Origin of the sequence: Candidatus Clostridium eludens (assembly GCF_045310515.1) — a bacterium.
Classification (GTDB): Bacteria; Bacillota; Clostridia; order Clostridiales; family Clostridiaceae; genus Clostridium_B; species Clostridium_B eludens.
The window spans coordinates 15,572-40,871 of the sequence record NZ_JBJHZX010000012.1 but is presented as its reverse complement, the minus strand read 5'-3'; the positions used below and the strand labels follow the sequence as shown (position 1 = coordinate 40,871).

At 30.4% G+C, this 25,300-nt stretch carries 24 protein-coding genes; 3 read left to right on the top strand and 21 right to left on the bottom strand.

What is annotated here, in order from left to right:
- Positions 1–8 precede the first annotated feature (8 nt).
- The 6 genes from ACJDU8_RS09515 to ACJDU8_RS09490 all read right to left on the bottom strand — a co-directional run bounded on the left by ACJDU8_RS09515 (position 9) and on the right by ACJDU8_RS09490 (position 7,360).
- Complete coding sequence (locus ACJDU8_RS09515; protein WP_406791920.1) at positions 9–1,796, bottom strand: ComEC/Rec2 family competence protein; 1,788 nt, start codon at positions 1,794–1,796, stop codon at positions 9–11.
- 88 nt (positions 1,797–1,884) lie between these two features.
- Complete coding sequence (locus ACJDU8_RS09510) at positions 1,885–4,473, bottom strand: P-type ATPase actuator domain-containing protein (protein ID WP_406791919.1); 2,589 nt, start codon at positions 4,471–4,473, stop codon at positions 1,885–1,887.
- Positions 4,474–4,631: 158 nt separating this feature from the next.
- Positions 4,632–5,669 (bottom strand): ATP-binding SpoIIE family protein phosphatase, encoded by a 1,038-nt coding sequence (locus ACJDU8_RS09505; RefSeq protein WP_406791918.1) that lies wholly within the window; start codon positions 5,667–5,669, stop codon positions 4,632–4,634.
- Between the two features lie 19 nt (positions 5,670–5,688).
- Positions 5,689–6,084 (bottom strand): anti-sigma regulatory factor, encoded by a 396-nt coding sequence (locus tag ACJDU8_RS09500; protein WP_406791917.1) that lies wholly within the window; start codon positions 6,082–6,084, stop codon positions 5,689–5,691.
- Positions 6,047–6,490, bottom strand: a complete 444-nt coding sequence (locus ACJDU8_RS09495; protein ID WP_406791916.1) for an STAS domain-containing protein — start codon at positions 6,488–6,490, stop codon at positions 6,047–6,049. The genes ACJDU8_RS09500 and ACJDU8_RS09495 overlap by 38 nt, the downstream gene beginning before the upstream one ends.
- A gap of 12 nt (positions 6,491–6,502) precedes the next feature.
- Positions 6,503–7,360 (bottom strand): STAS domain-containing protein, encoded by an 858-nt coding sequence (locus tag ACJDU8_RS09490; protein WP_406791915.1) that lies wholly within the window; start codon positions 7,358–7,360, stop codon positions 6,503–6,505.
- Between the two features lie 492 nt (positions 7,361–7,852).
- On the opposite strand from ACJDU8_RS09490, the gene ACJDU8_RS09485 reads away from it, so the two are divergent.
- Positions 7,853–9,202, top strand: a complete 1,350-nt coding sequence (locus ACJDU8_RS09485) for an ATP-binding protein (protein WP_406791914.1) — start codon at positions 7,853–7,855, stop codon at positions 9,200–9,202.
- A gap of 54 nt (positions 9,203–9,256) precedes the next feature.
- Entirely contained in the window at positions 9,257–10,477 is a 1,221-nt protein-coding gene (locus ACJDU8_RS09480; protein ID WP_406791913.1) for a hybrid sensor histidine kinase/response regulator, read from the top strand.
- A gap of 45 nt (positions 10,478–10,522) precedes the next feature.
- Here the strand turns inward: ACJDU8_RS09480 and ACJDU8_RS09475 are convergent, their stop codons facing one another.
- The 3 genes from ACJDU8_RS09475 to ACJDU8_RS09465 are packed head-to-tail and all read right to left on the bottom strand — an operon-like array spanning position 10,523 to position 13,330.
- Positions 10,523–11,434, bottom strand: coding sequence for an AEC family transporter (locus ACJDU8_RS09475; protein WP_406791912.1), 912 nt, complete (start codon positions 11,432–11,434; stop codon positions 10,523–10,525).
- Positions 11,435–11,470: 36 nt separating this feature from the next.
- Complete coding sequence (locus tag ACJDU8_RS09470; RefSeq protein WP_406791911.1) at positions 11,471–12,661, bottom strand: pyridoxal phosphate-dependent aminotransferase; 1,191 nt, start codon at positions 12,659–12,661, stop codon at positions 11,471–11,473.
- A 54-nt stretch (positions 12,662–12,715) separates the two neighbouring features.
- A complete protein-coding gene (locus ACJDU8_RS09465) occupies positions 12,716–13,330 on the bottom strand; it encodes a helix-hairpin-helix domain-containing protein (RefSeq protein ID WP_406791910.1) in 615 nt (204 codons plus the stop codon).
- Positions 13,331–13,698: 368 nt separating this feature from the next.
- Between ACJDU8_RS09465 and ACJDU8_RS09460 the strand changes: the two genes are divergently transcribed.
- Positions 13,699–14,925 carry a serine hydrolase gene (locus tag ACJDU8_RS09460; RefSeq protein WP_406791909.1) on the top strand — a complete coding sequence of 409 codons (1,227 nt, stop codon included), beginning with the start codon at positions 13,699–13,701 and terminating at the stop codon, positions 14,923–14,925.
- A gap of 51 nt (positions 14,926–14,976) precedes the next feature.
- Here ACJDU8_RS09460 and ACJDU8_RS09455 read toward each other — a convergent pair whose 3' ends face one another.
- From ACJDU8_RS09455 to ACJDU8_RS09400, 12 genes are all read right to left on the bottom strand, one after another.
- Complete coding sequence (locus ACJDU8_RS09455) at positions 14,977–15,876, bottom strand: RluA family pseudouridine synthase (protein ID WP_406791908.1); 900 nt, start codon at positions 15,874–15,876, stop codon at positions 14,977–14,979.
- A 142-nt stretch (positions 15,877–16,018) separates the two neighbouring features.
- The gene (locus tag ACJDU8_RS09450) at positions 16,019–16,399 is read right to left on the bottom strand and encodes a RidA family protein (protein ID WP_406791907.1); all 381 of its coding nucleotides are present in this window, start codon (positions 16,397–16,399) and stop codon (positions 16,019–16,021) included.
- Between the two features lie 78 nt (positions 16,400–16,477).
- The gene (gene yqeK / locus ACJDU8_RS09445; RefSeq protein ID WP_406791906.1) at positions 16,478–17,047 is read right to left on the bottom strand and encodes a bis(5'-nucleosyl)-tetraphosphatase (symmetrical) YqeK; all 570 of its coding nucleotides are present in this window, start codon (positions 17,045–17,047) and stop codon (positions 16,478–16,480) included.
- Between the two features lie 34 nt (positions 17,048–17,081).
- Positions 17,082–17,693, bottom strand: coding sequence for a nicotinate-nucleotide adenylyltransferase (gene nadD / locus ACJDU8_RS09440; RefSeq protein WP_406791905.1), 612 nt, complete (start codon positions 17,691–17,693; stop codon positions 17,082–17,084).
- 14 nt (positions 17,694–17,707) lie between these two features.
- A complete protein-coding gene (gene obgE / locus ACJDU8_RS09435) occupies positions 17,708–18,982 on the bottom strand; it encodes a GTPase ObgE (protein ID WP_406791904.1) in 1,275 nt (424 codons plus the stop codon).
- Positions 18,983–19,059: 77 nt separating this feature from the next.
- On the bottom strand, positions 19,060–19,362 hold the full coding sequence (gene rpmA, locus ACJDU8_RS09430; RefSeq protein ID WP_406791903.1) for a 50S ribosomal protein L27: 303 nt from the start codon (positions 19,360–19,362) through the stop codon (positions 19,060–19,062).
- Positions 19,363–19,365: 3 nt separating this feature from the next.
- The gene (locus tag ACJDU8_RS09425; protein ID WP_406791902.1) at positions 19,366–19,692 is read right to left on the bottom strand and encodes a ribosomal-processing cysteine protease Prp; all 327 of its coding nucleotides are present in this window, start codon (positions 19,690–19,692) and stop codon (positions 19,366–19,368) included.
- Positions 19,693–19,694: 2 nt separating this feature from the next.
- A complete protein-coding gene (gene rplU, locus ACJDU8_RS09420) occupies positions 19,695–20,006 on the bottom strand; it encodes a 50S ribosomal protein L21 (RefSeq protein WP_406791901.1) in 312 nt (103 codons plus the stop codon).
- 130 nt (positions 20,007–20,136) lie between these two features.
- Complete coding sequence (locus tag ACJDU8_RS09415) at positions 20,137–21,573, bottom strand: ribonuclease E/G (protein WP_406791900.1); 1,437 nt, start codon at positions 21,571–21,573, stop codon at positions 20,137–20,139.
- 45 nt (positions 21,574–21,618) lie between these two features.
- Positions 21,619–22,332 (bottom strand): TIGR03936 family radical SAM-associated protein, encoded by a 714-nt coding sequence (locus ACJDU8_RS09410; RefSeq protein ID WP_406791899.1) that lies wholly within the window; start codon positions 22,330–22,332, stop codon positions 21,619–21,621.
- Positions 22,301–24,154 carry a TIGR03960 family B12-binding radical SAM protein gene (locus ACJDU8_RS09405; RefSeq protein WP_406791898.1) on the bottom strand — a complete coding sequence of 618 codons (1,854 nt, stop codon included), beginning with the start codon at positions 24,152–24,154 and terminating at the stop codon, positions 22,301–22,303. The genes ACJDU8_RS09410 and ACJDU8_RS09405 overlap by 32 nt, the downstream gene beginning before the upstream one ends.
- 294 nt (positions 24,155–24,448) lie before the next feature.
- Positions 24,449–25,300 carry a M50 family metallopeptidase gene (locus ACJDU8_RS09400; protein WP_406791897.1) on the bottom strand — a complete coding sequence of 284 codons (852 nt, stop codon included), beginning with the start codon at positions 25,298–25,300 and terminating at the stop codon, positions 24,449–24,451.

The window sequence follows — 25,300 nt, the reverse complement described above, 5'->3', positions numbered from 1 at the left end:
ATTAAATACTATTTAATCCTAAAGAGTCTATTCAATATTATAACATATTCAGCACTTTCCACATTGTCTTTTAAAAAACTTTTATACCCGTTAGAACTACACTTATATTGGGAATTTACTTTTGGTATATATATATATTGATTTTTATTAAAAACCGGCATATATTTTTTATCATACTTACTTAACAAAAAATTGAATTCTTCATTTCCACTATGAATTTTAACTTTCATAAAACTATCTAAATTTTCATCTACTTTCAAATATGTATGTTTACTTAAATCATAAACAAAACTTTTTTCAGGATTGGTTATGATTTTTTCCACCTGATCGGAGTCTTTTATGTCTGATATCCACTGAGTATTGATATAATCGTAATTACATATCATAACTTTATTTATACCTTTTTTTACAATGATACCCTGACCACTGCTATTATTTATAAAAACTATATCAGTAAAAATACTGCAGCTTTTCAGAAGAATTAAAACCATACAAATTGCAGGAATATACCTGGCCTTTTTATATCCATTCTTATACATTAAAAAACTCATATATGCTGCAACTATAGCTAATCCATCTATATATTTCAAATAAATTATATCAGGACATAACCTTAAAATAATTGAATTGAATCCTTCTTCTACAATAAAAACAAAATTAATGGCCCAGCAAATAAATTTAAATATAGGTTCTATAAAATATAAACATAATGCTGCATTTCCCAAAATCACTATAGCCGAAAATAAAGGAAGCAAAAATAAATTTCCCAGCATAAACCCGAAACTAAAGTTTTGAATTGTAAAAGCTATGTATGGCATGGAAAATATTTGAGAACTAAAACTTAAACTTATATTGCTGGCTATCTTTTCAGGAAGCTTAAATAACTTTATGTAAATTTTTTCATTATACAGTATTATTCCGAGAGTTGATAAAAAAGAAAGTCCAAACCCCAGATTCACTATGTAGTAAGGCTTAAAAACCATCAGAATAAGGGCTGCTAAACTTAAAGAAGATATGCTATCATATTCTTTTAAAAATACTTTAGACAATTTAAATATAAATATCATTATAAAAGACCTCATAGTAGCTGCCGCCATACCTGTAAAAAATACATACAAAACAGATATAATTACAGCTAGTTTAAGACCAAATATACATTCTAATGTCTTATATATTATAGCCATGTGAAAACCCGATACACTTATAGCATGAATTACCCCCAGTTTTTGAAATTCTTCCATTTGACTTTCACTCATATAGGAAGTTTCTCCATAACACAGTGCCATAACAACTGCTGCCCTGCTCTCTCCTATTAGTTTTTTAAACTTTTCATATATATTTTTCTTGAATTTATAAATATAATATATAAAATCACTTTTACCATTTTCATATTTTGTCAGGGTATAGTTTCCTATTATGCCTTGTTCTATATAAGGACTTCTTTTAAAATTTCCCTGTGCTTTTATTTTTTGTCCTTCCTTTAGACCATCTACTTTACCATTTAATATAAGCTTTCTTCCATTATAATCTCCTATATAATAGTAATTCTTTTTTTCCACTATTCTAACTTCAACAACATCTTTAATATCTATATAAAAATATATATTAAAAGCTAATATTCCAAAGATAAAAAAGAGAACACTTAATGCACAAAATTTAGTTTCTAAAGTTAAAATGAATATTATAAAAAAAGAAGCAGTTATTACTGCTGCTGCTAAAATGCTATCTAAAAATGCTATGGCTGACATACAGCCTACTGCCAGCGAGGTGGAATAAAATACCAGTGGTCTTTTCATACTATATATCCTCTACATTCCCTAAAATGATATACTTGCCGCACAAAAAAACCACCTCCTATTACTATTTTATCCAGAAAATAATAGATTAAACAAATTCTTCTCTTTGAAATTTATAAAACATACAAATAATAAGCCACAATAAAATGCATATAAGAAATATCTTTAAATAGGCGGTATTAAACAAAATTGTAAAATTACTTGTAAATAGTACTATAATGAATTGAATAAAAATATTTATACCTATAATCCAGTTAGATACCTTATTTACAAAAAACTTTTTGTTAGAAAAGCTATAAGAAAATATTGCTGCACAAGTATTTAGAACCCATACAGAAGTTAAAAAATCAAACTCACCTCTATATAAATTACATATATAAAAACACATACATGCCAGAGTTCCCATTAAAAACCCTGCAGATATAATAAAGGTTAGATTATCCATAATTATGCTTCTGTCAATAGAATAGTATATATAGTCTCCTCCTTCATCCTTATACTGACATATAAGAGCCAAAACCGATAAAAACATAAGTATACTATTAAACCAAAAGGATTCTATAATAATACTATTAACAATATGAAAATTAAACAAAAAGCTCCCCATTAGAAATGTCAAAAATCCTACACTGCAGCTTATAATATAAACAATAATTTTCTTAAATACTTTCATAATTTTTCTGGAATCTTCTATAGTATTTAAAAGACTCATGAAATCCATATTATCAGTAAATATATCACACAATCTTCTTACTATTTTACTTTTTGTATTTGTTATTCCTACATCAGCTATTTTAAGTGCAGGCAAATCAGTAAGTTTCCATCCTGTTATAGCAGATACGTAACCATAGCCCTTTAATGCCTTTACCATTTTCACCTTATGCTTAGAATTTATCCTGGAAAAAAGATTAACTTTTTCTCCAATACGTTCAAATTCACTATCTGTCATATTGTCCATTTCTACTCCAGATACTATCTGTTGAAGTCTTGATACAATTTTCAGCTTTTTTCCTATGGCCAAAGCTGTAAGTTTGTTATCTTCTGTAATTATTATAGGTCTAATGGAAAGGGCTAGAGCCTTTTTCACAGAGTCCACTGCATTTTCCTTTAACATATTATCAAAGCCTATTAAACCTACAAACACCAGATTACTTTCAATATTTTCTTTAATACTAGGTTCATAATTAAAATTTCTATAGGCAAAGCCTACTACATATAAACATTCGTTAGACATACTTATATTCCAATCTTTTATAATTTTTATGTCCTCATCCGTTATTTCAACTTCTAATCCATTTTTTAGTATATGAGTACATCTAAGTATAATAGAATCCGGGGCCCCTTTTACATTAGCTCTGTATTTTTTATTTACTTTATTTACAGTTGTCATTATACGTCTTTCACTATCAAATAAAATTTGAAGTATTCTATGATTTTTTTTATCCAGCTCCTTTTTATTAATACCATTTTGTTGCCCAAATCTCACTAAAGCTAATTCTACTAAATTTTCTTTTGAATTCTCCACAGTTCCTTTAATTGATTTAATATCATTACACAATATTCCTATATTAAGCATTTTATATAAGCTTTTACCCATACTATCTTTTAAAACTTCTTCATTTGCATCAATAAATCCATTACTGTCATAAGCCTTTACAATTTCCATTCTATTTTTAGCAAAAGCTCCTACTTTATCCGTACAAACAGCGGAAACCCTAGAGAGCTTTTCTAGGCTGGATAAATCTTTAAAAAAGATATGCTTCTTTGCCAGCTTTTTAAACAAAATAATACCTGAAAGCAAAATTATTATAATCATCACCTGAGGAAAAGAACTTAAAAATATAATCATCAATTCTTTTAAATTATTGTAAAAATTCTCATGAAACATAAAAGTTAATATTAGTTGAACAGCAGAAAGTAACCCTATAGAAATAAGTGTAAATATATTAAAAATTTTATGAAGCCTAAAACCAAAGGACTTTTTCTTCTTTCCCTCTTCAATTAGAAGCTTTACCATATTTGCTACTTCTGTATTCATTCCAACTGCCACAACTATTCCCGTACCATCTCCTGCAACTACTGAGGAAGATTTAAATAATATGTTTTTCATATCTGACAAAAGCAATTCTTTATCCTCTATTTTTGATTCATATTTTTCTGATATAAAACTCTCTCCTGTAACAGAACATTCATCAACTTTCAGCTCATTACTCTCTATAATTCTTATATCCGCCGGTATTCCTTCTCCCCGTCCTACAATAACTATATCTCCTACCACAACTTCCTCAGAAGGTATTTTCACAGTCCTCCCGTCTCTTATTACCCTGGCCCTGCCTAAATTTAATTTTTGTAATTCTTTAATATTTTTCTCTTCTTTATAACGCTCTAACGCCGCACATAAAATATTTAAAAATATAATAGCTGCAGAGGCAATTGCATATACAAACACTCCTAAATATATAAATATTGCTATGCTTAAAATCAAAAATACAATCCAAATTTCTTTAAATTGTACAAACATAAGATAAAATAGTCCTTTAGTAGAAGGCATAACAATTTTATTCTCCCCATGTTTTTCTCTGCAGAGTTCTATCTGATCTTCGTCCAGTCCGTAATAAATGTTACTGTTAAGTTCTCTTACTACCTCACTCCATGGATGTCCATACCAATTAACCATATACCAACACCTTCCCAATATAAACAAAGCATTATTTAAAAGTATAAATTTAACTCATTATACTTTACCTTCAAATAATATTTATTATCTTATATAATACTCGATTTACAGCATAACATACTTTAATACTAAGTTTTAATAACTTAGATATTCTCAAATTATTGAAGCACAGACACTAAAATCGTAGCATCATCAATATTTTTTCCAAAATCCTTTAGAATTAAGTTGCAAAGCAGTGCGGGATTATTAAGGTCTATATTTAAATAAGAGCTGTAATGCCATTTGTTACTAATGCCATCAGTACACATGGTTATAACAGAATTTTTTTCATAAATTTTTTTATGAACTTTTATATTACAATTAGGGTAACCCCCCAAAAATCCATTAGAAGATATAAACCTTTTCGTAGTTCCATTTAATATGTATCTGAATTCTATGTTCCCTACAGCTGCATATTCAAATTCCTTTTTAATGGTATGGACTACCACTACTCCAGCCACAACTCCTCTTGTATTTATCAATTCCTTATTTACAGCCATAAGTATGTGTTTAATAGATTTATGCGTATTATTATCAATAATTTTAGAGGCCAGTTTTGAAGCTGAACTGGCTTCTTCGCCATGTCCTATTCCATCTATAACAGCAAAAATACACTTATCCTTAAATTTTTTAATATAATAATAGTCTCCATTAGCTTTTACACCAGCGCAAGGCCTGCTCAGCAGGCTGACCTTTATATCATCAGTAGTATGTTTCAATTTATCACTAGCCCATTTTTTCAATATGATTAATGTACCCACATCTAATTTAGAATGAGTAAATTTTCCTGGAATATGATTAGAATATATTTCAAAAGAGTCCATAAGTCTTTTTAGTGCTCCAAAACCTCCACCCATAGTACCTCTTGAGGACACCCCATCTTGAATAACTTTATCCACATCTTCAATACCAGGTCCTTTATCCCTAGCTGTAATTTCTATTCCTACTATGCCCCCTTCATCTAGTATGTTAAAAATTAATGTACCCTCTACAGCATTATGCTTTATAAAATTTGTGCAAAGTTCATTTATAACTATAGAAATTTCACCAAGTTCAATACTGTTAAAGCCTAACTTTTTGCTTTCCTCAACTATGTATCTTCTGGTATGTCCAATATCCCAGTTATCATTAATTTTAAATATATCTATTGATACCACATCCTTATATAGTAAACATTCAGAGCCATTTCTTTATTATAACTTTTGTACCTCTGCCAACAATTGAAGATATATAGAACTCATCCATTAATTTTTGGCTACCAGGAAGCCCTAAACCCAAGCCATCAGATTTTGAGTAACCACTTTTCATGGCAAGTTCAATATTTTCTATACCCGGCCCTTCATCTTCAAAAGTAAGGCTTATACCTTGCCTGTCCTTACTGAAAATTTGCTCAATTATTACTTTTCCCTTAGAGGCATACTCAAATATGTTTCTTGACAGCTCACTGGCAGCAGTAATAATTCTTGTCTGATCTATAATCCCAAATTTAAGATTTTGGGCAGCCTCCCTACATTTTTGACGTACAATAATAATATCACTTTCCTCCTGAACATCCACCTGAAATAGAATCATTTTTTTCCTCTCCGGTCAATTGAACATAGTCAATTTCTTGAATTTCATTTAATTTTATTAAAGCGTTCAATTTTTCCATGCCTGTATCTAAATCTAAAGCTGTTGTAACCTTACTTATTGATAAACCCAGTTCTATAAGGGTAATTGCTACTGAAGGCTTCATTCCCACTAATATCAACTCTGCACCAAGAAGTTTAATCATACATGCTGTATCCGATATAGTTCTTCCAAGAAAAGAATCAACAATATCTAAAACTGATATATCTATTACAACGCCTTTTGCTTTTGTGGAATATATTTTTTCTAGCAAGTCATTTTGAAAACACACAGCAGATGTATCTGTAAGTTCACCCTGGAATGCCACTATAAGCGTATCTTTCAACCTCAATATAGGTACTTTATTCATATTAAGCCACCTTTAATTATGTATTTTAAATTTTTGTACTTTATAATTGCACATTTCAAGGGCAAGTCTAAACCCATCTTCCATTAAGCTCCGGGTAATCAGTCCTGATAGGTCTATACCTAAATGAACTATAATTTGGGCAATAGTCGGACTTATTCCTGTAATAATTATTTCTGTGCCCAGTAATTTAGCTGCTGCTGCTGTATTAATTAAATGATTTGCTACATAAGTATCTACTGTAGGTACTCCTGTTATATCTAAAATTGCCACTTTTGAAGATGTAGCTATTATTGCATCTAAAAGCTTTTCCATTACAATCTGAGTCCTTTTGCTATCTAGGGTACCAATGAGAGGTAAAGTTAATATTCCTTCCCAGATTTTTATAACAGGTGTGGATAACTCTAACATATCTTCCTTTTGAATTTGTATAATTTTCTCTCTCTCTTTTACAAAATATTCAAAAGTGTACAATCCCATTGTATCTACCATTTCATGAATCTTTATAATTTCCTCATTAAAATTTTCAGTACTAAAACTATAATTAGACTGTAAAAAACGTGATACTACAGACTTAAGTGAAAATATATACCTAGCTGTAGTAGTAGGAGACTGTCCTTTTAATGCCATAGTTTTTGAGAATAACTGAAACACAGCTTTAACATCTTCAAATTCTCTTGCTTCCATATTAATTGCGAGGCTGGATTGTAAAATTTTTATAAAGGCATTGAAAAGATTCCCTGTCAATTTTTTTGTTTCTTCAGGCGAATCATCCCCAATTGTTTTATTAGTATTTAATTCTTTTAACCACAGATCATATAATACATCCTTTTCCTTCACAAGTTCAAATTTAACATTAGTTTGATGATTCATTATAAAATCCTTTCTTTTAATGCAAATTTTTTTATAAATATACTAATATTATATTATATTTTTTCATCATTATCTAGGAATTGTTATATTTTATAAAATCAATTGGATATTTCAATAAAAATATGTTAATATATAACTGTCAGTTTGTAATAAATTATGAAATTACAATTTTTACCACAAATATAATGTATTCACCACTACATTATTACAAATTTTACATACACATTTAATTTATCACCAAGATAAATTGATATTTTATCCGAACGCTACCATTGCTAACACCCCCATCGCACTCTGTGAAAGCGATTCACACAAAATTAAAAATTTTGGTTCTCTGCTTTTCTATCAAAGTGGGGGATAAGAGGTGCTACGCGCCTGGATAAGTTCTTCTTAGATTCAGATGGAGAAGAGTATTCCTTATGAGCAAACTCCACCTGAATCTAAGAATCACTTGATAACTAATAAAAACTATTAGGAGGACAATTATTATAAATGCTAAAAATTTATTTAACCTCAGAATATGATTGGATTCTGGCACGGCAAAAAGCCCAGCAAATTGCCAAGCTTTTAGGTTACGATATTCATGATCAGGTACGTATTGCCACTGCAGTATCAGAGAGTATACGAATTTCTTTAAATCCCCTGGGAGAAGGAGAAATTATTTTTTTTTGGAATAATGTAAGCCATGATTCAATGTTTATGGTAGAGGTGAAAAGCTATAAAATAGTAAATTTAAATGAAAACAAAGATTTAATGGAAGACAAATATTATAAACGGAGTATAGAATCTTCAATAAATAGTGTTATATTGCTTATGGACAAGTTTTATATAAAAAACACAGCAGGAGAAGGTAAGATTATATTGCTTGGTAAACTTCTTCCTAAGTCATCACTTCCAATGACAGAAGAGAAATTTTACAATACTGTACAAAAAGTAAATGGCAATGAGCCACAAAATAATTTAGATTACATGCGCCAGCAGAATCAGGAAATCTTAAACACTCTGGTTGAACTTAAGAAAAAACAAGAAGAAGTAAATACACTAAATAAAGAACTTCAAGAAACTAATAAAGGAGTTATTGCTTTATTTAATGAATTAGAAGAAAAAGCTGAATTTTTAAAACAATCAAATGAAATAAAAAATACTGCCCTGCTTAATGTAAGTCATGAATTCAAGACTCCAATTCACGCTATTTTAGGAATGGTTGGACTGCTTTCAGGCAAAATTGACGGTGAGCTCTCTACAGAACAGGAAAAACAAGTATTGTTTATAAAAAATTCTGCAAATGAACTTTTAGATATGGTTAATAATATACTGGATATGTCTAAAATAGAAGCTGGTAAAATTAATGTTGAACCTGCTTACATTGAGTTAGAAGAAATTTTTTGTGCTTTGAAAGGTATGTTTAAACCTTTAAATATTAAGGACAATGTAAGTTTAGTTTTTGAACTGACTGAAAATATACCTACTCTCTATACAGATAATAGAAAACTTTCCCAAATTATAAGTAATTTTATTTCTAACGCATTAAAATTTACTCAAGAAGGAGAAATTAACGTATCTGCAAGACTTTCTGAAAACAAAGACAAAATAACAATTTTGGTCAGAGATACAGGTATCGGTATTTCTGAAGAAGAACAAAAATTTATTTTTGAAGAATTTACACAAATGGATAATTATATACAACGCAATGTTAAAGGTACTGGACTTGGACTTCCTCTTTCCATGAAATTGTCAAAAATGCTTAAAGGAAGTATTTCAATTCAAAGTAAGCCAGGCGTAGGTTCTATTTTTTCAGTTACAATTCCTATTATATATGACGAGATAGATAATAGCGATTAAATTATAACTCAAATAATTTTATAGTTTAAGTTAAGGGAGATGAAAAATACATCCATGGAAAATAACAAAAAAATTAGAATTCTCAATGTAGATGATAATGCTGCCAATCGCTACATTTTAACAAGAATTCTTAGTAAAGCTGGCTATGAAATAGAAGAAGCCTCTAGTGGAAAGGAAGCCCTGGAAGCAGCAAAAACCAAACAACCTAACTTAATTATACTTGATGTAAATCTTCCGGATATTACTGGTTATGAAGTATGCAAATCGCTTAAATCCAATCCGCTTACCAGCTTTATACAGATACTTAGCATTTCTTCACATTATACAAAAAATCAAGATTGGGTTTATGGATTGAAAAACGGAGCGGATAATTATCTCATAAAGCCTGTTGATCAGCATGTACTTCTTGCTATTGTGGAATCCATGCTTAGAGTTCAATCTACAGAAACAAAACTAAGAACTGCACTAAAAAAAGCTGAAGATGCTAACAATATAAAAAATCAATTTTTATCAAATGTTTCTCATGAATTAAGAACTCCTGTAAATGTAATTCTTTCAGCTCTGCAGATGAGTGATATCATTATAGATAACATGGAACTACTACCCATAAAGAAAAAATTATTTAAATACAATGGTATGATGAAGCAAAATAGCTATAGACTTGTAAGGCTTATAAATAACTTAATAGATATTACTAAAATAGATTCCGGATTTATGGATTTTCATCCATCAAATATAGACATTGTAAAAATCATTGAAGATATAATTTCATCCGCCACCAGCTTTACCCAGAGTAAACAAATCCAACTTGCATTTGACACAGATGTGAAAGAAAAAGTCATAGCTTGTGATTTAGACAAAATTGAAAGAACAATATTAAATCTTCTTTCAAATGCTATAAAGTTTACTGAATCAGGTGGAAAAATCACGGTGGATATATTTGATAAAGGAGAGAATATAATTATTTCTGTTAAGGATACAGGTATTGGTATATCAGAAAATAATCAAAAAAAGATTTTTGAAAAATTTCAGCAAATTGACACCTCTTTATCTAGAAATAATGAGGGAAGCGGCATAGGCTTATCCTTGTGTAAATCTTTTATTGAAATGCATGGAGGAGAAATTACTATTGAAAGTACCTACGGCAATGGAAGTACCTTTATTATTAAACTTCCAGTTATAATATTGAATGAAACTGAGCAAAAAGGGCATAAAGCCATATTCTTAAATAAGATAGACAAAATAACCATGGAATTCTCAGATATATATATATAATAAACTAGCATATTGACTAATTATTTTTTCAATATGCCTAGCTCTTTATAAACAAAATTTAATTATTAAAGGTATTGTAATTATGGAAAAGAGCGTAGATAAGGAAACTATGAATACAGAATATTCTTTTCCTTTATTAAAATTTTCTGCAAAAAGTGAGGTTATTGCACCTGCAGGCATAGCTTGCATTAATATAAAGGTCTTCATAACCATAGAATTTTCTCTTAAAAAAATTGAAACTATATACAAAACCACAGGTATAAACAAAAGCTTAATGAATACTCCATAATACATACTCACATCATTAAAAAGATCTTTAAAATTAGCTCTTGATAATAAGCTTCCTATCACCATCATGGATATAGGAGTAGTGAGTCCCCCTACCATTTTCATAGTATCCTGAAGTACTGGAGGTATCCTTATAGAAAATACCATGATAAAAATGCCAATTAACGCAGAAATTATCCCCGGGTTTTTTAAAATCCTGCCAATTTCTCTAATGCTTTTCACTTCACTAAATAACATTACTCCATATGTCCATACAAAAATATTGAAAATCATGTTAAATATAGATGCATATATTACCCCTTCATTTCCAAAGACACTTTGGGCCAATGGAAATCCCATAAATCCGCAATTTGAAAACACCATTGCAAATTGAAGAATATCTCTCTTTTCTTTTTTAATTCCCACAAGTAACGGTTTTACCATCACAGGGGTTACTGTAAATATAATAATTCCATAAATAAATGCTTTTACTATATTATTCACTATATCAGCTTTATAAGTAAAACTAAAAGAAGATATAATTAGCAGCGGAAGTGTTACCTTCAACAATAATTTGGATAATTGATTTGAAAAAGTTTCATCAATAATATTTTTCTTTCCACAATAAAACCCTATTACTGAAATTATAAATAATGATGCTATTTGTTTCATTACTGTATCTAATATCATACTATCCCCTTATACATATGCTCTCAAAAACACAAATTATTTTTTATAGTCCTGCGCTAATTTTTCAAATATGGGTAATGCATTTACAATCTGATCAGTTTCTACACAATAAGAAATCCTTACATGTCCAGGGCATCCAAAGTCATCTCCCGGTACCATTAACAAATCATATTTTTTAGCTTTTTCACAAAATAAATTTGCATCAGGTTCTAAGGACTGAGGAAATAAATAGAAAGCCCCCTGAGGTTCTACACAGGTATACCCCATTTTTATTAATCCTTCATATAATAACTTCTTATTTGTTTCATAAATTGAAATATCTGAAGTTTGTTCCACACATTTTGCTACAACTTTTTGAAATAAACTAGGTGCATTAACATAGCCAAGTATTCTCCCTGCACCACAAACTGCAGCATAAGCATCTTTAAAATTATCCATTTCACTAGGTACAACTATATATCCTATTCTTTCACCAGGTAAAGATAGGGATTTGCTATATGAGTAACAAACAAAAGTATTTTTGTAATACTTAGTAAGATAAGGAACTTTAACCCCTGTATACACAATTTCCCTATATGGCTCATCTGATATTAAATAAATTGCATGTCCGTATTCTTTAGACTTTGCATCCAAAACAGATACCAGCTTTAGTATAGTTTCTTCTGAATAGACAACTCCTGATGGATTATTAGGAGAATTAACAATAACAGCTTTTGTTCTATTATTAATTTTCTTTTTAAATTCTTCAAAATTAATCTGAAAATCTTCTATATTAGCTGGTATAACAACAAGCTTTGCACCTGCTCCTTCTTCCACAAAACACTTATATTCAGGGAAAAATGGTGCAAATGTAATGAATTCATCTCCAGGATTAGTTAAGGCTTTAAAACATATACTTATAGAGGCCGCAGCTCCCACAGTCATATATAAATTATCTTTTGTAAAATTTGTATCAAATCTTTTATTAATAGATTCAGCAATAACCTTTCTTACATTATCATCTCCCTGTGCACTTGTGTACCCATGAACCATAGTGGGTGTTTCATGCTCTAATATGTCTAAAATTGCATCTTTTACCGAATTGGGACATGGAACATTAGGATTCCCAAGACTAAAATCATATACATTCTCTTTTCCAACTACAGCAGCTCTTTTTCTCCCAAATTCAAATATTTCTCTAATAGTAGATTTTCTGCTTCCTAGTTGTACCATTTCTTTTGACAACATATTTTTCACCTCTTATATTAAACTGAATTTTAAAATTTTCACCTTTTATTATGTCTATCTCACATCTGCTTTATCTTTTATCTTTTCTAAAGTTTTATCTCCAATTCTATCTATTTGTTTTAGATCCTCCATAGACGAAAAATCTCCATTTTGTTCTCTATAGTCTATAATTTTTTGTGCAGTTACATCCCCTATTCCAGGTATGGTTTTAAGTTCTTCTTTAGTAGCACTGTTTATATTTATCTTACCCTCTACACCTATTCCATTTTGTTCCTGCGAATTTTCACTACCTTGGTCTTTATTTTCCAGCTTTTTATCTACATATATATAATCTTCATCTTTTAACTTTTTAGCCAAATTCAGTTTATAACTATTAGCTTCATTTGTAAAGCCCCCACATGCTTTTACCAAATCCTCTATCCTACTATCCTGTTTTAGTTTATATACTCCAGGATTTTTAACTTCTCCATTTATATAAACAGTTATATCCCCCAAAGCCCCTTCTGCAGTATTCTCAGCCTTTTCAATATTAGACTGTTCTTTAAATATATCTTCTTTATTACTGGATGTACTGCTTGCTGTCCTTGAATTAATATATCCTGCTATTAAAAATACACTAACTATTATTAAAATTACAGCAGAACCTATAATTTTCTTTTTGTTTTTCATATTACCTCTCTCCTTGTATAATTCCCTAAATTTTTTACATCAAGTGATTCTTAGGTTCAAGTGGAGTTTGCTCATGAGAAATGCTTTTCTCCACCTGAACCTTAGAAGAACTTATCCAGGCACGTAGCAGTGCTTATCTCCCCCACTTTGAAGAAGCTGGGGGTGTTAGCAATGGTAGCGTTCGGATAAAAATAAATAAATTTTACAGCAAATTTATGAAATTTATTATATTATGCATTGAAATGGCTATAATCTTAAAAGGTATATCTAAATTCTATAGTTAAATTATTGACAACTTTAAAAAAATTTGTCGCATATATATTATTTTTTTGATATAATATTTAGTGATTACCTTAAAGGAGGAAAAAATGAAAAAAATAGTTACACTTATGTTATTTTTTCTGATTATTTATCCTATTAGTTCCTATAACGTTTATGCCAGTGAGACACCTCCTTCTGTTTCAGCTGATAGTGCCGTATTGTTAGATGCCACAACCGGTGAAGTTCTATATTCTAAAAATCCAGACTCTGCCTACCCGCCAGCATCTACCACTAAAATAATGACTGCACTTTTAACCCTTGAAAATGCAAACTTAAATGACAAAGTAACAGTTGGTAAAAACCCTACACTTGTAGATGGAACTAGATTAGGCCTTTATGAAGGTGAAGAATTAACTGTAAAAGATTTGTTATATGGACTCTTGCTGGCTTCAGATAACGATTGCGCAGAAGCATTAGCCGAATATCTTGGAAATGGGTCTGTAGATAACTTTGTGGCTAAAATGAACAAAAGAGCCCGTGATTTAGGAGCAACTAATACAAACTTCGTAAATCCCAGTGGGTTGTTCAACGAAAAGCATAGAACTTCTGCAAAAGACTTGGCACTTATAATGAGAGAGTTATGTAAAAATCCTGAATACTCAAAAATTGCTACCACATTATATTATACCATTCCTCCTACCAATAAATCTCCTAAGGAGAGAGGGGTATGGAATGAAAATAAATTAATACAATCACAATCTACTTACTATTATAGTGGTTGTGAAGGTGGCAAAACAGGGTACACAACACAATCTCTCCATTCTTATGTATCTGCCGCTACAAGAAATGGACAGCGTCTTATTGTAGCCTTGGTCCACGATAAAAATAAAACTTTTTTCCCAGATGCTATATCTTTATTTAACTACGGATTTGATAATTTTACACTTGTAAAATTATACTCAAAAGGGGACTTAGTTACAACTTATAATAAGAACAATCTTTCTGTTCCACTAGCTGCAGCTTCTGATTTCTACTATGTGAAAAACAAGAAAGATACAAATGTTCCTAATTTCACCTTAAAAAATTCAAATTTATCAGTTAAACATTTTAGCACAGGAGATATAGTTGAAAAAGCCACTATATATTTTGATGGAAAGAATATAGGGAAATTAGACCTTTTAAGTAATTGCAGTCACAATGAGAAACAAGCAATAGCTTCCGGTTACATAGAAGACATTGTAAAGAATAGATACCTAATTTTTGTACCACTTATACTTATATTAACTTTACTACTTTCTATTACTATAAAAAAAATTATACTTTCTAATGAATAATATACCTTTGTTTCTATAAAATAAGGCATCTAAACATTATGCAAAGATGCCTTATTTTATTTCTTTTATTAAATTTAAAATATCCTGGGGAATATCAGTTTCTAATTGTAGTATCTTATTTCCTCTAGGATGGGGGAATTTGAGCTTATAAGCATGGAGTGCCTGTCTTTTTATATACTTACTGTCATCTTCTATTCCATAAAGGGAATCTCCATACAATGGATGGCCTAAATGACTCAAATGAACTCTGATTTGATGTGTCCTTCCCGTTTTTAATATAAGCTTTAGTAATTGACCATATTTGAAATCTTCCATAACTTCATAATGTGTAATGCTCCTTTGCCCCCTTTCATCTACAATTCTCCTTATGTCATCTCCTTCAGGCCTATATATAGGTAAATCTATAACTCCCTGACTTTCTTCTATTTTACCATGAATTACAGCAATATAGCTTTTTTCAAAATTGTCACTTTGCATATCTCTTGATAGGCTCATATGTGCAAATTGATTTTTTCCTACTATTATAAGCCCGGAAGTATCCATATCTAGCCTACTTACCAGTCTAACTATACAATTTTGTGAAGTTTTTTGAAAATAGTAAGTAAGACCATTAGCTAAAGTTCCTGTAGGATAACTCCTTGTGGGATGAACTACTATGCCTGGTTTTTTATTTACTACCAATATATCTTTATCCTCATATACCACTTCTATGTCCATTTCTTCTGCATCTATATTTTGAGATTCTTCCTTTACCAAATTGAAAGATATAATATCACCCAAATTCAATATATGATTCAATTTCACCCTTTTATTATTTATCTCTATTCTGCCACTTAAAGCTGCTCCTCTTATAAGTCTTCCCGAAAGTCTTTGAACTTTTCTCAGATAATCCCTTAATTTCAGGCCTTTTTCTTCTTCTGTTACTTCAAATATTATTTTATTTTCTTCCATGTTAAAGTTCATTCCTCCTCATCAATTACTTATATAAGTTATCAAGTGATTCTAAGGTTCAGGTGGAGTTTTCTCATGAGAAATGCTAGCGCTGGGATAAAAAGAGTGAACTATTTCAAAGTTCACTCCTTAAATACATTTGTTAATCCACTAAAGCTATTACCTCTATTTCCACCAGGGCATCTTTGGGAAGTTTCACCTCTACACAAGACCTTGCAGGCATATCTTTTTTAAAATATGCTGCATAAACTTCATTTACATCTGCAAAGTCTGACATATCTTTTACATAGACAGTTGTCTTAATAACTTTTTCAAAGCATGTTCCTGCTTCCTCGAGTAATGCTTTTATGTTTTCAAGTGATCTTTCCGCTGCCTTTTTAATATCATCTGAAATCAATTCTCCAGTTTCTGGAACTAGAGGAATTTGTCCTGATGTAAATAAAAGATTCCCCACTTTCACAGCTTGCGAATAAGGTCCTACAGCCCCAGGTGCTTTTTTTGTATCTATTATTTCCTTTTTCATTATAAAAACCTCCTAAACCTAATTTCTACTGAAGCGCTGCCTTTTATATGATTTAAATTACCAGTAGATAATATATCTTTACATTTTTTTAAATATGAGGTAATTTCTGCCCTCTATAGTATTTAAATGTAAAAGCTGCTCTCTACTTATAACAACCTTTATAGTATTATTAAATGCATCCAGCACCGCATCATCTAAATCTATAAATGATTTGTTCCTAAGCTCTTCCACCCCGGGAAAATTTCTTGAAGGTTCTATATAATCTGCAATATATATTATTTTTTCTAAAAGATTCATATTCTTTTTCCCAGTAGTATGAAAAGATACGGCATTTAATATATCCTCATCACAAATACCCATTATGTTTTTTGCCACTACAACACCTACACTGCCATGGAGAAGCTTAGGATTTAATCTACTAACTTCATCTATAAAGATTCCATTTTTCTGTGCCAAATTTAACATTTCATCATCTGACATATATTTTGCACAATCATGAACAAGGCCTGCCATACCTGCTTTTTTAACATCTTCATGATAAATTTCCGCTAATCTTATAGCCGTATTTTTTACATTTAAGCTGTGCTCATATCTATTCTTCGATAATCTTTCCTTTAAATACTCTTTTATTTGTTCTTCACTCCACATCCTCTATCACTCCAAAATAAAAAATTGTTAAATCTTATTTATAAAGATTTAGCTGATTTATAATATTACAAACACTTTCAGGTAAAAAGTAATTTACATTTTTTCCTTCTCTTACACTATTTCTTATAACTGTAGAAGAAATATCAAATAACGGAGCATCTAAATATATTATATTAGTGGAATACTTATCTTCTATTTTTTTCTTCTGTGCTTCTATATTTTCTGAAGTAAATGTTGGAAATCCTGGTCTATTAAATACTATAAACTTACATAATTTAAATATACTATCTACCTTATTCCACTTTTCGATATCCATCAAACAATCTGCTCCTGTAAGAAAATACCATTCGGTTTTTACTTCCAGCTTATTAAAATGTTCTAAGGTACTATAGGTGTAACTTAAAGTAGGTTTATTAACTTCATAATTACTAACTGTAAATTTGCTTTCCGTTCTTATAGCCACTTTTACCATTTCATATCTTAAAAAAGCATCTGTTATATTCTTTTTCAATTTATGCGGTGGATTGCCCGTTGGCATAAATACAATTTTATCTAATCCCAATCTATATATTGCCTCATAAGCTATATGTATATGTCCGTTATGTATGGGATCAAATGTTCCACCAAAAATAGCCTTTTTAATCATCTATTTTCTCTCCATTATAATACATAATCAAATTCAAAATCATTAAGTCTAACTACATCTCCGTCTTTAATTCCCATATTTATTAATTCTTCCATGACGCCTTTGTTCTCAAGTACTTTGTGAAAATATCTCAATTCATTCGCATCGTTTACATTAATACTTGCCAGAAGCCTATCAACAAAACTCCCTTTAACTATATATACATTTCCATCTTTCTCTATATCATAAGTAAATCTCTTTTCCTCAGGTACAAACTTATCTTCTTCCCTTATATACATGTCTGTTATAGGTATATTGCTGAGCGCTCTTGCCGCTTCTTTCATAAGTTCCTCTACGCCCTGTCTAGTGGCTGCAGATATTTTAAAAATTTTGTTGTATCCTAACTTTTCTACCTTTTTCTTAAAATTCTCAAATATCTCATCATCATATAATACATCTGCCTTATTTGCAGCGATTATCTGAGGTTTATCCCATAACTTTACATCATATTTCTTTAACTCTTCATTTATTTTAATAAAATCTTCATAAGGGTCTCTTCCTTCTAATCCAGATATATCTACTACATGTATTAAAAGTCTTGTCCTTTCGATATGTCTTAAAAAATCTATTCCAAGCCCTACCCCTTCTGAGGCACCTTCAATTATACCTGGTATATCCGCTATTACAAAACCCTGTACTCCAGGAATATTCACTACTCCTAGATTAGGGGATAATGTTGTAAAGTGATAGTTTGCAATTTTAGGTGCTGCTTTAGTAACTACAGACAAAAGAGTTGATTTACCTACATTAGGAAATCCCAAAAGTCCTACATCCGCTAAAATTTTAAGTTCCAATAATATATATCTTTCCTCACCAGGCATTCCTGGTTCAGCAAAATCCGGTGCCTGCCTTACAGCAGTAGTAAACCTCACATTTCCCCTGCCGCCTTTTCCTCCTTTTACCACCACATATCTATCTCCAACATGGGAAAGATCCGTCATTATTTTATTAGTACTTACATCTCTTATAACCGTTCCCAAAGGTACCTTTATATATAAATCCTCTCCATTTTTTCCAAAACATTTAGAACCTGAACCATTTTCACCTTTCTCTGCACTATATTTTCTCTTATATGCAAAATCCAGCAAAGTTGTAATATCTGGATCCACTGTCAATATAACATCTCCGCCTTTTCCTCCATCCCCTCCGTCAGGACCACCACGGGGTACATATTTTTCTCGTCTAAAGGAAATAGCCCCATTACCCCCATTACCTGACTTTACAAATATTTCAGCCCTATCTACAAACATATGAATCACTTCCTTATGAAAAGTTATAAATCACGTTTTCAAAAAAGCACCCTTTTCTCAGGGTGCCTTAATAACAACTATTCAGCTACTAATTCTTCTACCTCTAAAGGATATACGCTGGCTTTCTTTTTTGTCTTTCCCATTCTTTCATATCTAACTACACCATCTATTTTAGCAAATAACGTATCGTCAGACCCTCTTCCTACATTGTTTCCTGGGTGAATCTTGGTTCCCCTCTGTCTAACTAATATATTTCCAGCTAAAACAAATTGTCCGTCAGCAGATTTAGTTCCAAGTCTCTTGGATTCACTATCTCTACCATTCCTTGAACTACCCACCCCTTTTTTATGGGCAAATAGCTGAAGATCCATAATGAGCATAACTTACACCTCCATCTCTTTTACACTTATATATTCACCAAAACTAACTTCAATACTCTTTAAACCAAGTAACATAGTTTTCATAAGTACCTGACACTTTAATATGTCATCCTCAGCCATATCTTTTAATGAAAAACTTAAAAAGCCATTTTTCAAGGAATAATTCAGATTCAATTTTAATACCTCTGTTATTCCAATTACAATACTCTGGGATATGGCGGAAGCAGCACTGCACACCAAATCATATCCCTGTTCTACTGACTCTGCATGGCCTTTAAGTTCAACTGAAATCAAATTACAAGATTTTTTTTCAAACAATGCTTCAATCATAATTATGCATCAATTTTTTCAATCTGTAATTTAGTATATGGCTGTCTATGTCCTTGTTTTTTCCTGTAATCCTTTTTAGCCTTATATTTAAATACTATAACTTTCCTAGCTTTTCCTTGACTTAGCACCTTAGCCTTTACTTTAGCTCCTTCAACTACAGGTTTTCCAACAACTAATCCTTCATCCTTATTCACTATAAGTACTTTATCAAGTTCAACTGTAGAATCAACTTCAGCCTCTAATTTTTCAACATATATTATGTCTCCTTCTGAAACTTTATATTGCTTTCCACCAGTTGCTACAACTGCATACATAAAAACACCTCCTCACTCCAGTCTCGCCTAAAAGGTATATTGGAAGAAATTCCCCAACAATTTACATAACCTTTCTTGAGCGGCCTACAGCTGTCATTTTAACATATATAATCCCCTTTGTAAAGTTCTTTCAATTTACTCTAAAATTTTTAAATTGTTCTGTATCACTTATAAATAAAAGCGGTTCTATCTTATAAGATATTTTCTTTCCATAAGTAATATATACCCTTTTATCTTCAGCTCCTATATTTTTTATAAATTCTTTCATATTTTTTTCTATATCATTTTCATAGGAAATATCCATTTCAATATGGATATCCTTTACATCATTTTCACAACATATATTTAAAATCTCATTTTTTATAAGTAAAATCATATAAGATAACTTTATTTTTTTACCTGTTCCACTGCAGCACCTACACTCTTCTTCTATATAATCATTTATGGACTTTCCAACTCTTTTTCTTGCTATCTGTACCAGATTTAACTCTGTAAAAGGATATATTACAGTTTTATTCTTATCATTTAAAAATCCATTTTTTAATTTATCCATAACTTTTTTCTTATTTTTATTATTATCCATATCTATAAAATCTATAAGTATTATGCCATTTAAATTTCTAAGTATTATTTGTCTTGCAATTTCTTCCGCTGCCTGCAGGTTAGTAATGAGAACAGTCTTGTCCATAGTGTTGTTTTTAACATTTTTGCCTGAGTTAACATCTATTACGAACATAGCTTCTGTTCTATTTATAACTATATATCCACCGCATTTTAATTCTACTTTATTATTTCTCAAATTTAATATTTTATTTTCTAGCTCATAAAAGGCAAATAAATTTTTGTTCCCTGTATACAATTGTAAATCTACACTTATATTATATATTCCCTTCAAAAAATCTTCTATGTACTTATAATCTTCTTTGTTGTTTACATATATTACAAAATCATCACCAATAACTTTATCTCTGAGTACTTCTCCAAGTATTCCGGCATTATCAAATAATAATCTAGGCTTTTGTGAGTATTCAGCTGATTTGATTACCTGATTATACAATTTATATAATCTTTCTATTTCATTATTTATTACCTGCAGAGGAACACCTTCACCTTCAGTTCTTATCATTAATCCAGTTTCTATAGGTAACTTTAATTTCTCTGATATATTTTTTTTGAAAGATTCGTTATGTATCTTTTTAGAAAATCGTATGCCCTTATCAAAATCACTTAAGACACAATATTTGCCAGGAACGCTTATATTTTTCAGGACTTTAGCTCCTTTCTTTCCTTGGTCTTCTTTTAGAACTTCTATTAAAATATTGTCTCCTTTTTTCAAATCAAGATTTTTAAATTTACTATCCATATACATATAAGCATTTCTTTTACATCCTATATCTATAAATGCACACTTTATAGCCGGCACTATGTTTTTAACTACTCCCATGTATATTTCCCCTGGATAGGCGTTTCCGTCATGCTCTTGTATAAAACACTCCTTAATTATTCCTTCCTGCCTTATAAGTATTCTTAAAACCTTTGTTCCCCTCTCAACAAATATTTCCCTCAAAATATACTTCACCTCTTCTTGAAACTAACTAAAAAATAAATTTTATTATATTTTACTTACATACTCATATAAAGGGAGTAATTTATTTTTTATTTCCCCATACATTTCTCTTCTCATTATATTAATAAAAGAATTCTTATCAGTACCTCTAATGTTACTTTGTATAAAATCTGACAAAAGTTCTGGTGATAGATTGTCGAGACTTCCACAAAAAAGCATAGTGTCTAAAACCAGCCTATTATCGCAAATATTATAATATATACTTTTTACTAGCTTTTTTATATCTACTTCCTTTTCACCTTTCTTGGTTTTTTTCAAAGTATTCCAAGCTGACATATTCATCAGATTTGTCATATCTTCTCCTACTTCACTAATATCACTGCACATTATACTTATATTATAGGCAGCTGCCCTAATTGCTGCCATAGATTTAAATATTTTTTTATTTTCTACATTTGAAACTCTATCTGCTCTCAGTATTTCTATACCTTGGGGAGCACTATTATTTAACTGTTCCACAATTTCCTGTTCTGAAATCTTCTTTTCAAAATATAAATCCATATACTCCCCACAAGAATATATTCCCACTGCCAGAGGTTGTGCTATAGACATATTTATATGAGGATTAAAACCTTTAGAATATTCTACAGAAAGTCCTGATCTCTTTATCATTCTTTGTATAGTTCTCATCAAATCTAAATGCCCTATAAATTTTATGCTGTCCCTTTTACTGAATTTTATTAAATACTGCTCCCTCAAAGCATTTACCTCCTAAATTAACATTCACTCCGCAATTCTTGCATCCCAATCTACAATCAGGAGTTACTACAGCCTTTTTAGCCTTTTCATTCTCTTCTATTAAAAACTCCTTACGCACTCCTACATCAATAAAATCCCATGGAAGTACTTCATCATAGTTTCTATCTCTGTAAACATAAAAATCTCCATCTATTCCACATTCTTTGAAGGCTTCCATCCACAAATCAAAATCAAAATATTCTGACCATCCATCAAATTTAGCCCCCATTTCATAAGCTTTAACTAATACATCACACATTTTCCTATCTCCTCTTGCAAATGCAGCTTCTAAATAGCTTACTGGTGTTTCATGCCAATTATATACTATATTTCTGCTGTTTATAGAGGATCTTAATACTTTAATTTTTTCTTTGATTTGTTCCATCTTCGTCTGGGCTGACCACTGAAAAGGTGTAAAAGGTTTAGGTACAAATATAGATGTACTAACTGTTACTTTCAATCCCTTTTTTCTTATGTTTTTAGGAACACTAAAATATTCATCCACCACTTTTTGAGATAAATCTGCTATACCTTTTACATCATCACTATTTTCATAAGGAAGCCCTATCATGAAATATAATTTTATAGTAGACCACCCTGATAAAAATGCACTTTTTACAGAATTTATCAAATCCTCTTCCGTAACACCTTTGTTTATAACATCCCTCATTCTCTGGCTGCCCGCTTCTGGTGCAAAAGTAAGTCCTGTTTTTCTAACTTTCTGAATTTCATTTATAAGCTCTACAGAAAAGGAATCTATTCTAAGGGAAGGAAGAGACACCCCTACTTTATCTTTCTCATACTTTTTAATAAAGTTATAAATTAAATTTTTTAAATCAGAGTAATCACATATACTCAATGAAGTTAAAGATACTTCCGAATAACCTGTATTTTTTATTAGTTCATCTACTTGATTTAATAACTTTAATGTACTTTTTTCTCTTACAGGTCTGTATATTATACCTGCCTGACAAAATCTACATCCTCTTGTACATCCCCTAAAAGTTTCAAGAATTATTCTATCATGTACTATATCTGTATATGGTACTATAAGCTTATCAGGATAAATTACACTATCAAAGTCTTTAATTATCCTCTTGGTAATTTTATCAGGTACGTCTTCATAAAGTGGTTTGAATTGTTTTATGGTACCATCTTCATTATAATCCACATTATAAAGTGATGGTACATACACTCCTTCTATGTGGCATACATTTCTTAAGAACTCTTCCTTTCTGCCCTTATACATCTTATACAAATCCATAATCTCATTTATTTGTTCTTCTCCTTCCCCTATAGCAAATAAATCAGCTATATCCCATAGAGGTTCAGGATTGTAGGCACAGGGTCCCCCGCACATAACTATTGGCATATCTCTATTTCTCTCAGAAGCTCTAAAAGGTAGTCCCGCTAAATTTAACATATTCAAAATATTAGTATAACTCATTTCATACTGCAGAGTAAAACCTATAAAATCAAATTGCACTATAGATTCTTTGCTCTCAAGTCCATATAGTAATATATGATTTTTTCTCATAAGCTCTTCCATATCTGGCCACGGTGCAAACACTCTTTCACAATAAGTATCTTTTCGTTCATTTAATATGTAATACAATATTTTCATTCCCAGATGGGACATTCCTACTTCATACACATCCGGAAAACAAAATGCATAACGAATGTCTATTTTTTCTTCATTCTTTATACAAGAATTCATCTCCCCTCCAATATATCGGGCAGGTTTTTCTACTTTAAATAATATATCATCAGAAATTCTATTCATTAAAATCCTCCTCTTAGGTATCATCACTATATTTTAGCATAACCTCAGACAAATGTGTAATTAAGAGTTAAAAGTTAAGAATTAAAAGTTAAGAATTAAGGAAATTTTTTCTCCACTTTGTTACGAAAAACCTTAAATTTAACCTAAATTCCATAACGAAAGAAAATCATCCATAACTATTAATTCTTCACTCTTAACTTTTCACTAAAAAAAGTACAGCTGCACCTTATGTGTACTGTACTTATCTATTTACCTTAGTATCTTGAAATAAACAGATGTTATCATGGTATTCTGTCATTTATTTTCAGATAGCTTCATGAACTCTTCTACAGTTATATTTCCGTATAATTTTAAGGCTTCAATTATTTCTTCCTCATACATTAAATCTATTACATTCATGTCATCATCTAAAACCGTAAATATATTATATTTGCCTTTATCAAATAAACTCATAGCTGTAAGAAGATTTTGTTTGTAATATATAGATAAATTTCTATTCTCAATATAACCCCTTTTTGTAAACTTATACTTTTTCTTAATAATATCTCCCATAATTATATAAGATATCCTTTCATTTTCTCTTAAAGATGTGGTCATTATAAATATTGCTATTATTCCAATACTGAAATTATTATGTCCATTTAAAAATAAAAATACATAAACTAACATAAGTATTACTCCAACAGCTATACTGGCTATCACAGTAATTTTATTTGCTTTTTTATATGATATTCTAAAATTTAAAATACTTCTTAGTATCCTACCTCCATCCAAGGGAAAAGCTGGTATCAAATTGAATAGTCCTATAGCTAAGTTTATAGAAAAAAGTACATAACAAAAATCTACATAGTAAATTTTATACATAAGGTAAAAAAATCCACTAAAAATCAAATTCCCTGCGGGACCAGAAATTGAAATTATTAAATCTTCTCTAGGAAATGCTTCATCCAAATCTTTAAGTTTTATAACAGCGCCCACTGCTATAAATTCTATGTCGAATCCTGAAAACTTGTAATGCCTAGCAAATAAATAATGAATAATTTCATGAAAAAAAACTACTATAGATGTATAGATGAGCTGCCCTCTATAGCCTATGACAACCAAAAGTATTATATAGGGAATAAAATATTTATTTATTTTAATCAC

Coding starts and splice junctions, on each gene's coding strand:
- ACJDU8_RS09515 (WP_406791920.1), bottom strand. CDS start 1,796: ATGAAAAGACCACTGGTATTTTATTCCACCTCGCTGGCAGTAGGCTGT.
- ACJDU8_RS09510 (WP_406791919.1), bottom strand. CDS start 4,473: ATGGTTAATTGGTATGGACATCCATGGAGTGAGGTAGTAAGAGAACTT.
- ACJDU8_RS09500 (WP_406791917.1), bottom strand. CDS start 6,084: ATGATTCTATTTCAGGTGGATGTTCAGGAGGAAAGTGATATTATTATT.
- ACJDU8_RS09495 (WP_406791916.1), bottom strand. CDS start 6,490: ATGAATAAAGTACCTATATTGAGGTTGAAAGATACGCTTATAGTGGCA.
- ACJDU8_RS09490 (WP_406791915.1), bottom strand. CDS start 7,360: ATGAATCATCAAACTAATGTTAAATTTGAACTTGTGAAGGAAAAGGAT.
- ACJDU8_RS09485 (WP_406791914.1), top strand. CDS start 7,853: ATGCTAAAAATTTATTTAACCTCAGAATATGATTGGATTCTGGCACGG.
- ACJDU8_RS09480 (WP_406791913.1), top strand. CDS start 9,257: ATGGAAAATAACAAAAAAATTAGAATTCTCAATGTAGATGATAATGCT.
- ACJDU8_RS09475 (WP_406791912.1), bottom strand. CDS start 11,434: ATGATATTAGATACAGTAATGAAACAAATAGCATCATTATTTATAATT.
- ACJDU8_RS09470 (WP_406791911.1), bottom strand. CDS start 12,661: ATGTTGTCAAAAGAAATGGTACAACTAGGAAGCAGAAAATCTACTATT.
- ACJDU8_RS09465 (WP_406791910.1), bottom strand. CDS start 13,330: ATGAAAAACAAAAAGAAAATTATAGGTTCTGCTGTAATTTTAATAATA.
- ACJDU8_RS09460 (WP_406791909.1), top strand. CDS start 13,699: ATGAAAAAAATAGTTACACTTATGTTATTTTTTCTGATTATTTATCCT.
- ACJDU8_RS09455 (WP_406791908.1), bottom strand. CDS start 15,876: ATGGAAGAAAATAAAATAATATTTGAAGTAACAGAAGAAGAAAAAGGC.
- ACJDU8_RS09450 (WP_406791907.1), bottom strand. CDS start 16,399: ATGAAAAAGGAAATAATAGATACAAAAAAAGCACCTGGGGCTGTAGGA.
- yqeK (WP_406791906.1), bottom strand. CDS start 17,047: ATGTGGAGTGAAGAACAAATAAAAGAGTATTTAAAGGAAAGATTATCG.
- nadD (WP_406791905.1), bottom strand. CDS start 17,693: ATGATTAAAAAGGCTATTTTTGGTGGAACATTTGATCCCATACATAAC.
- obgE (WP_406791904.1), bottom strand. CDS start 18,982: ATGTTTGTAGATAGGGCTGAAATATTTGTAAAGTCAGGTAATGGGGGT.
- rpmA (WP_406791903.1), bottom strand. CDS start 19,362: ATGCTCATTATGGATCTTCAGCTATTTGCCCATAAAAAAGGGGTGGGT.
- ACJDU8_RS09425 (WP_406791902.1), bottom strand. CDS start 19,692: ATGATTGAAGCATTGTTTGAAAAAAAATCTTGTAATTTGATTTCAGTT.
- rplU (WP_406791901.1), bottom strand. CDS start 20,006: ATGTATGCAGTTGTAGCAACTGGTGGAAAGCAATATAAAGTTTCAGAA.
- ACJDU8_RS09405 (WP_406791898.1), bottom strand. CDS start 24,154: ATGAATAGAATTTCTGATGATATATTATTTAAAGTAGAAAAACCTGCC.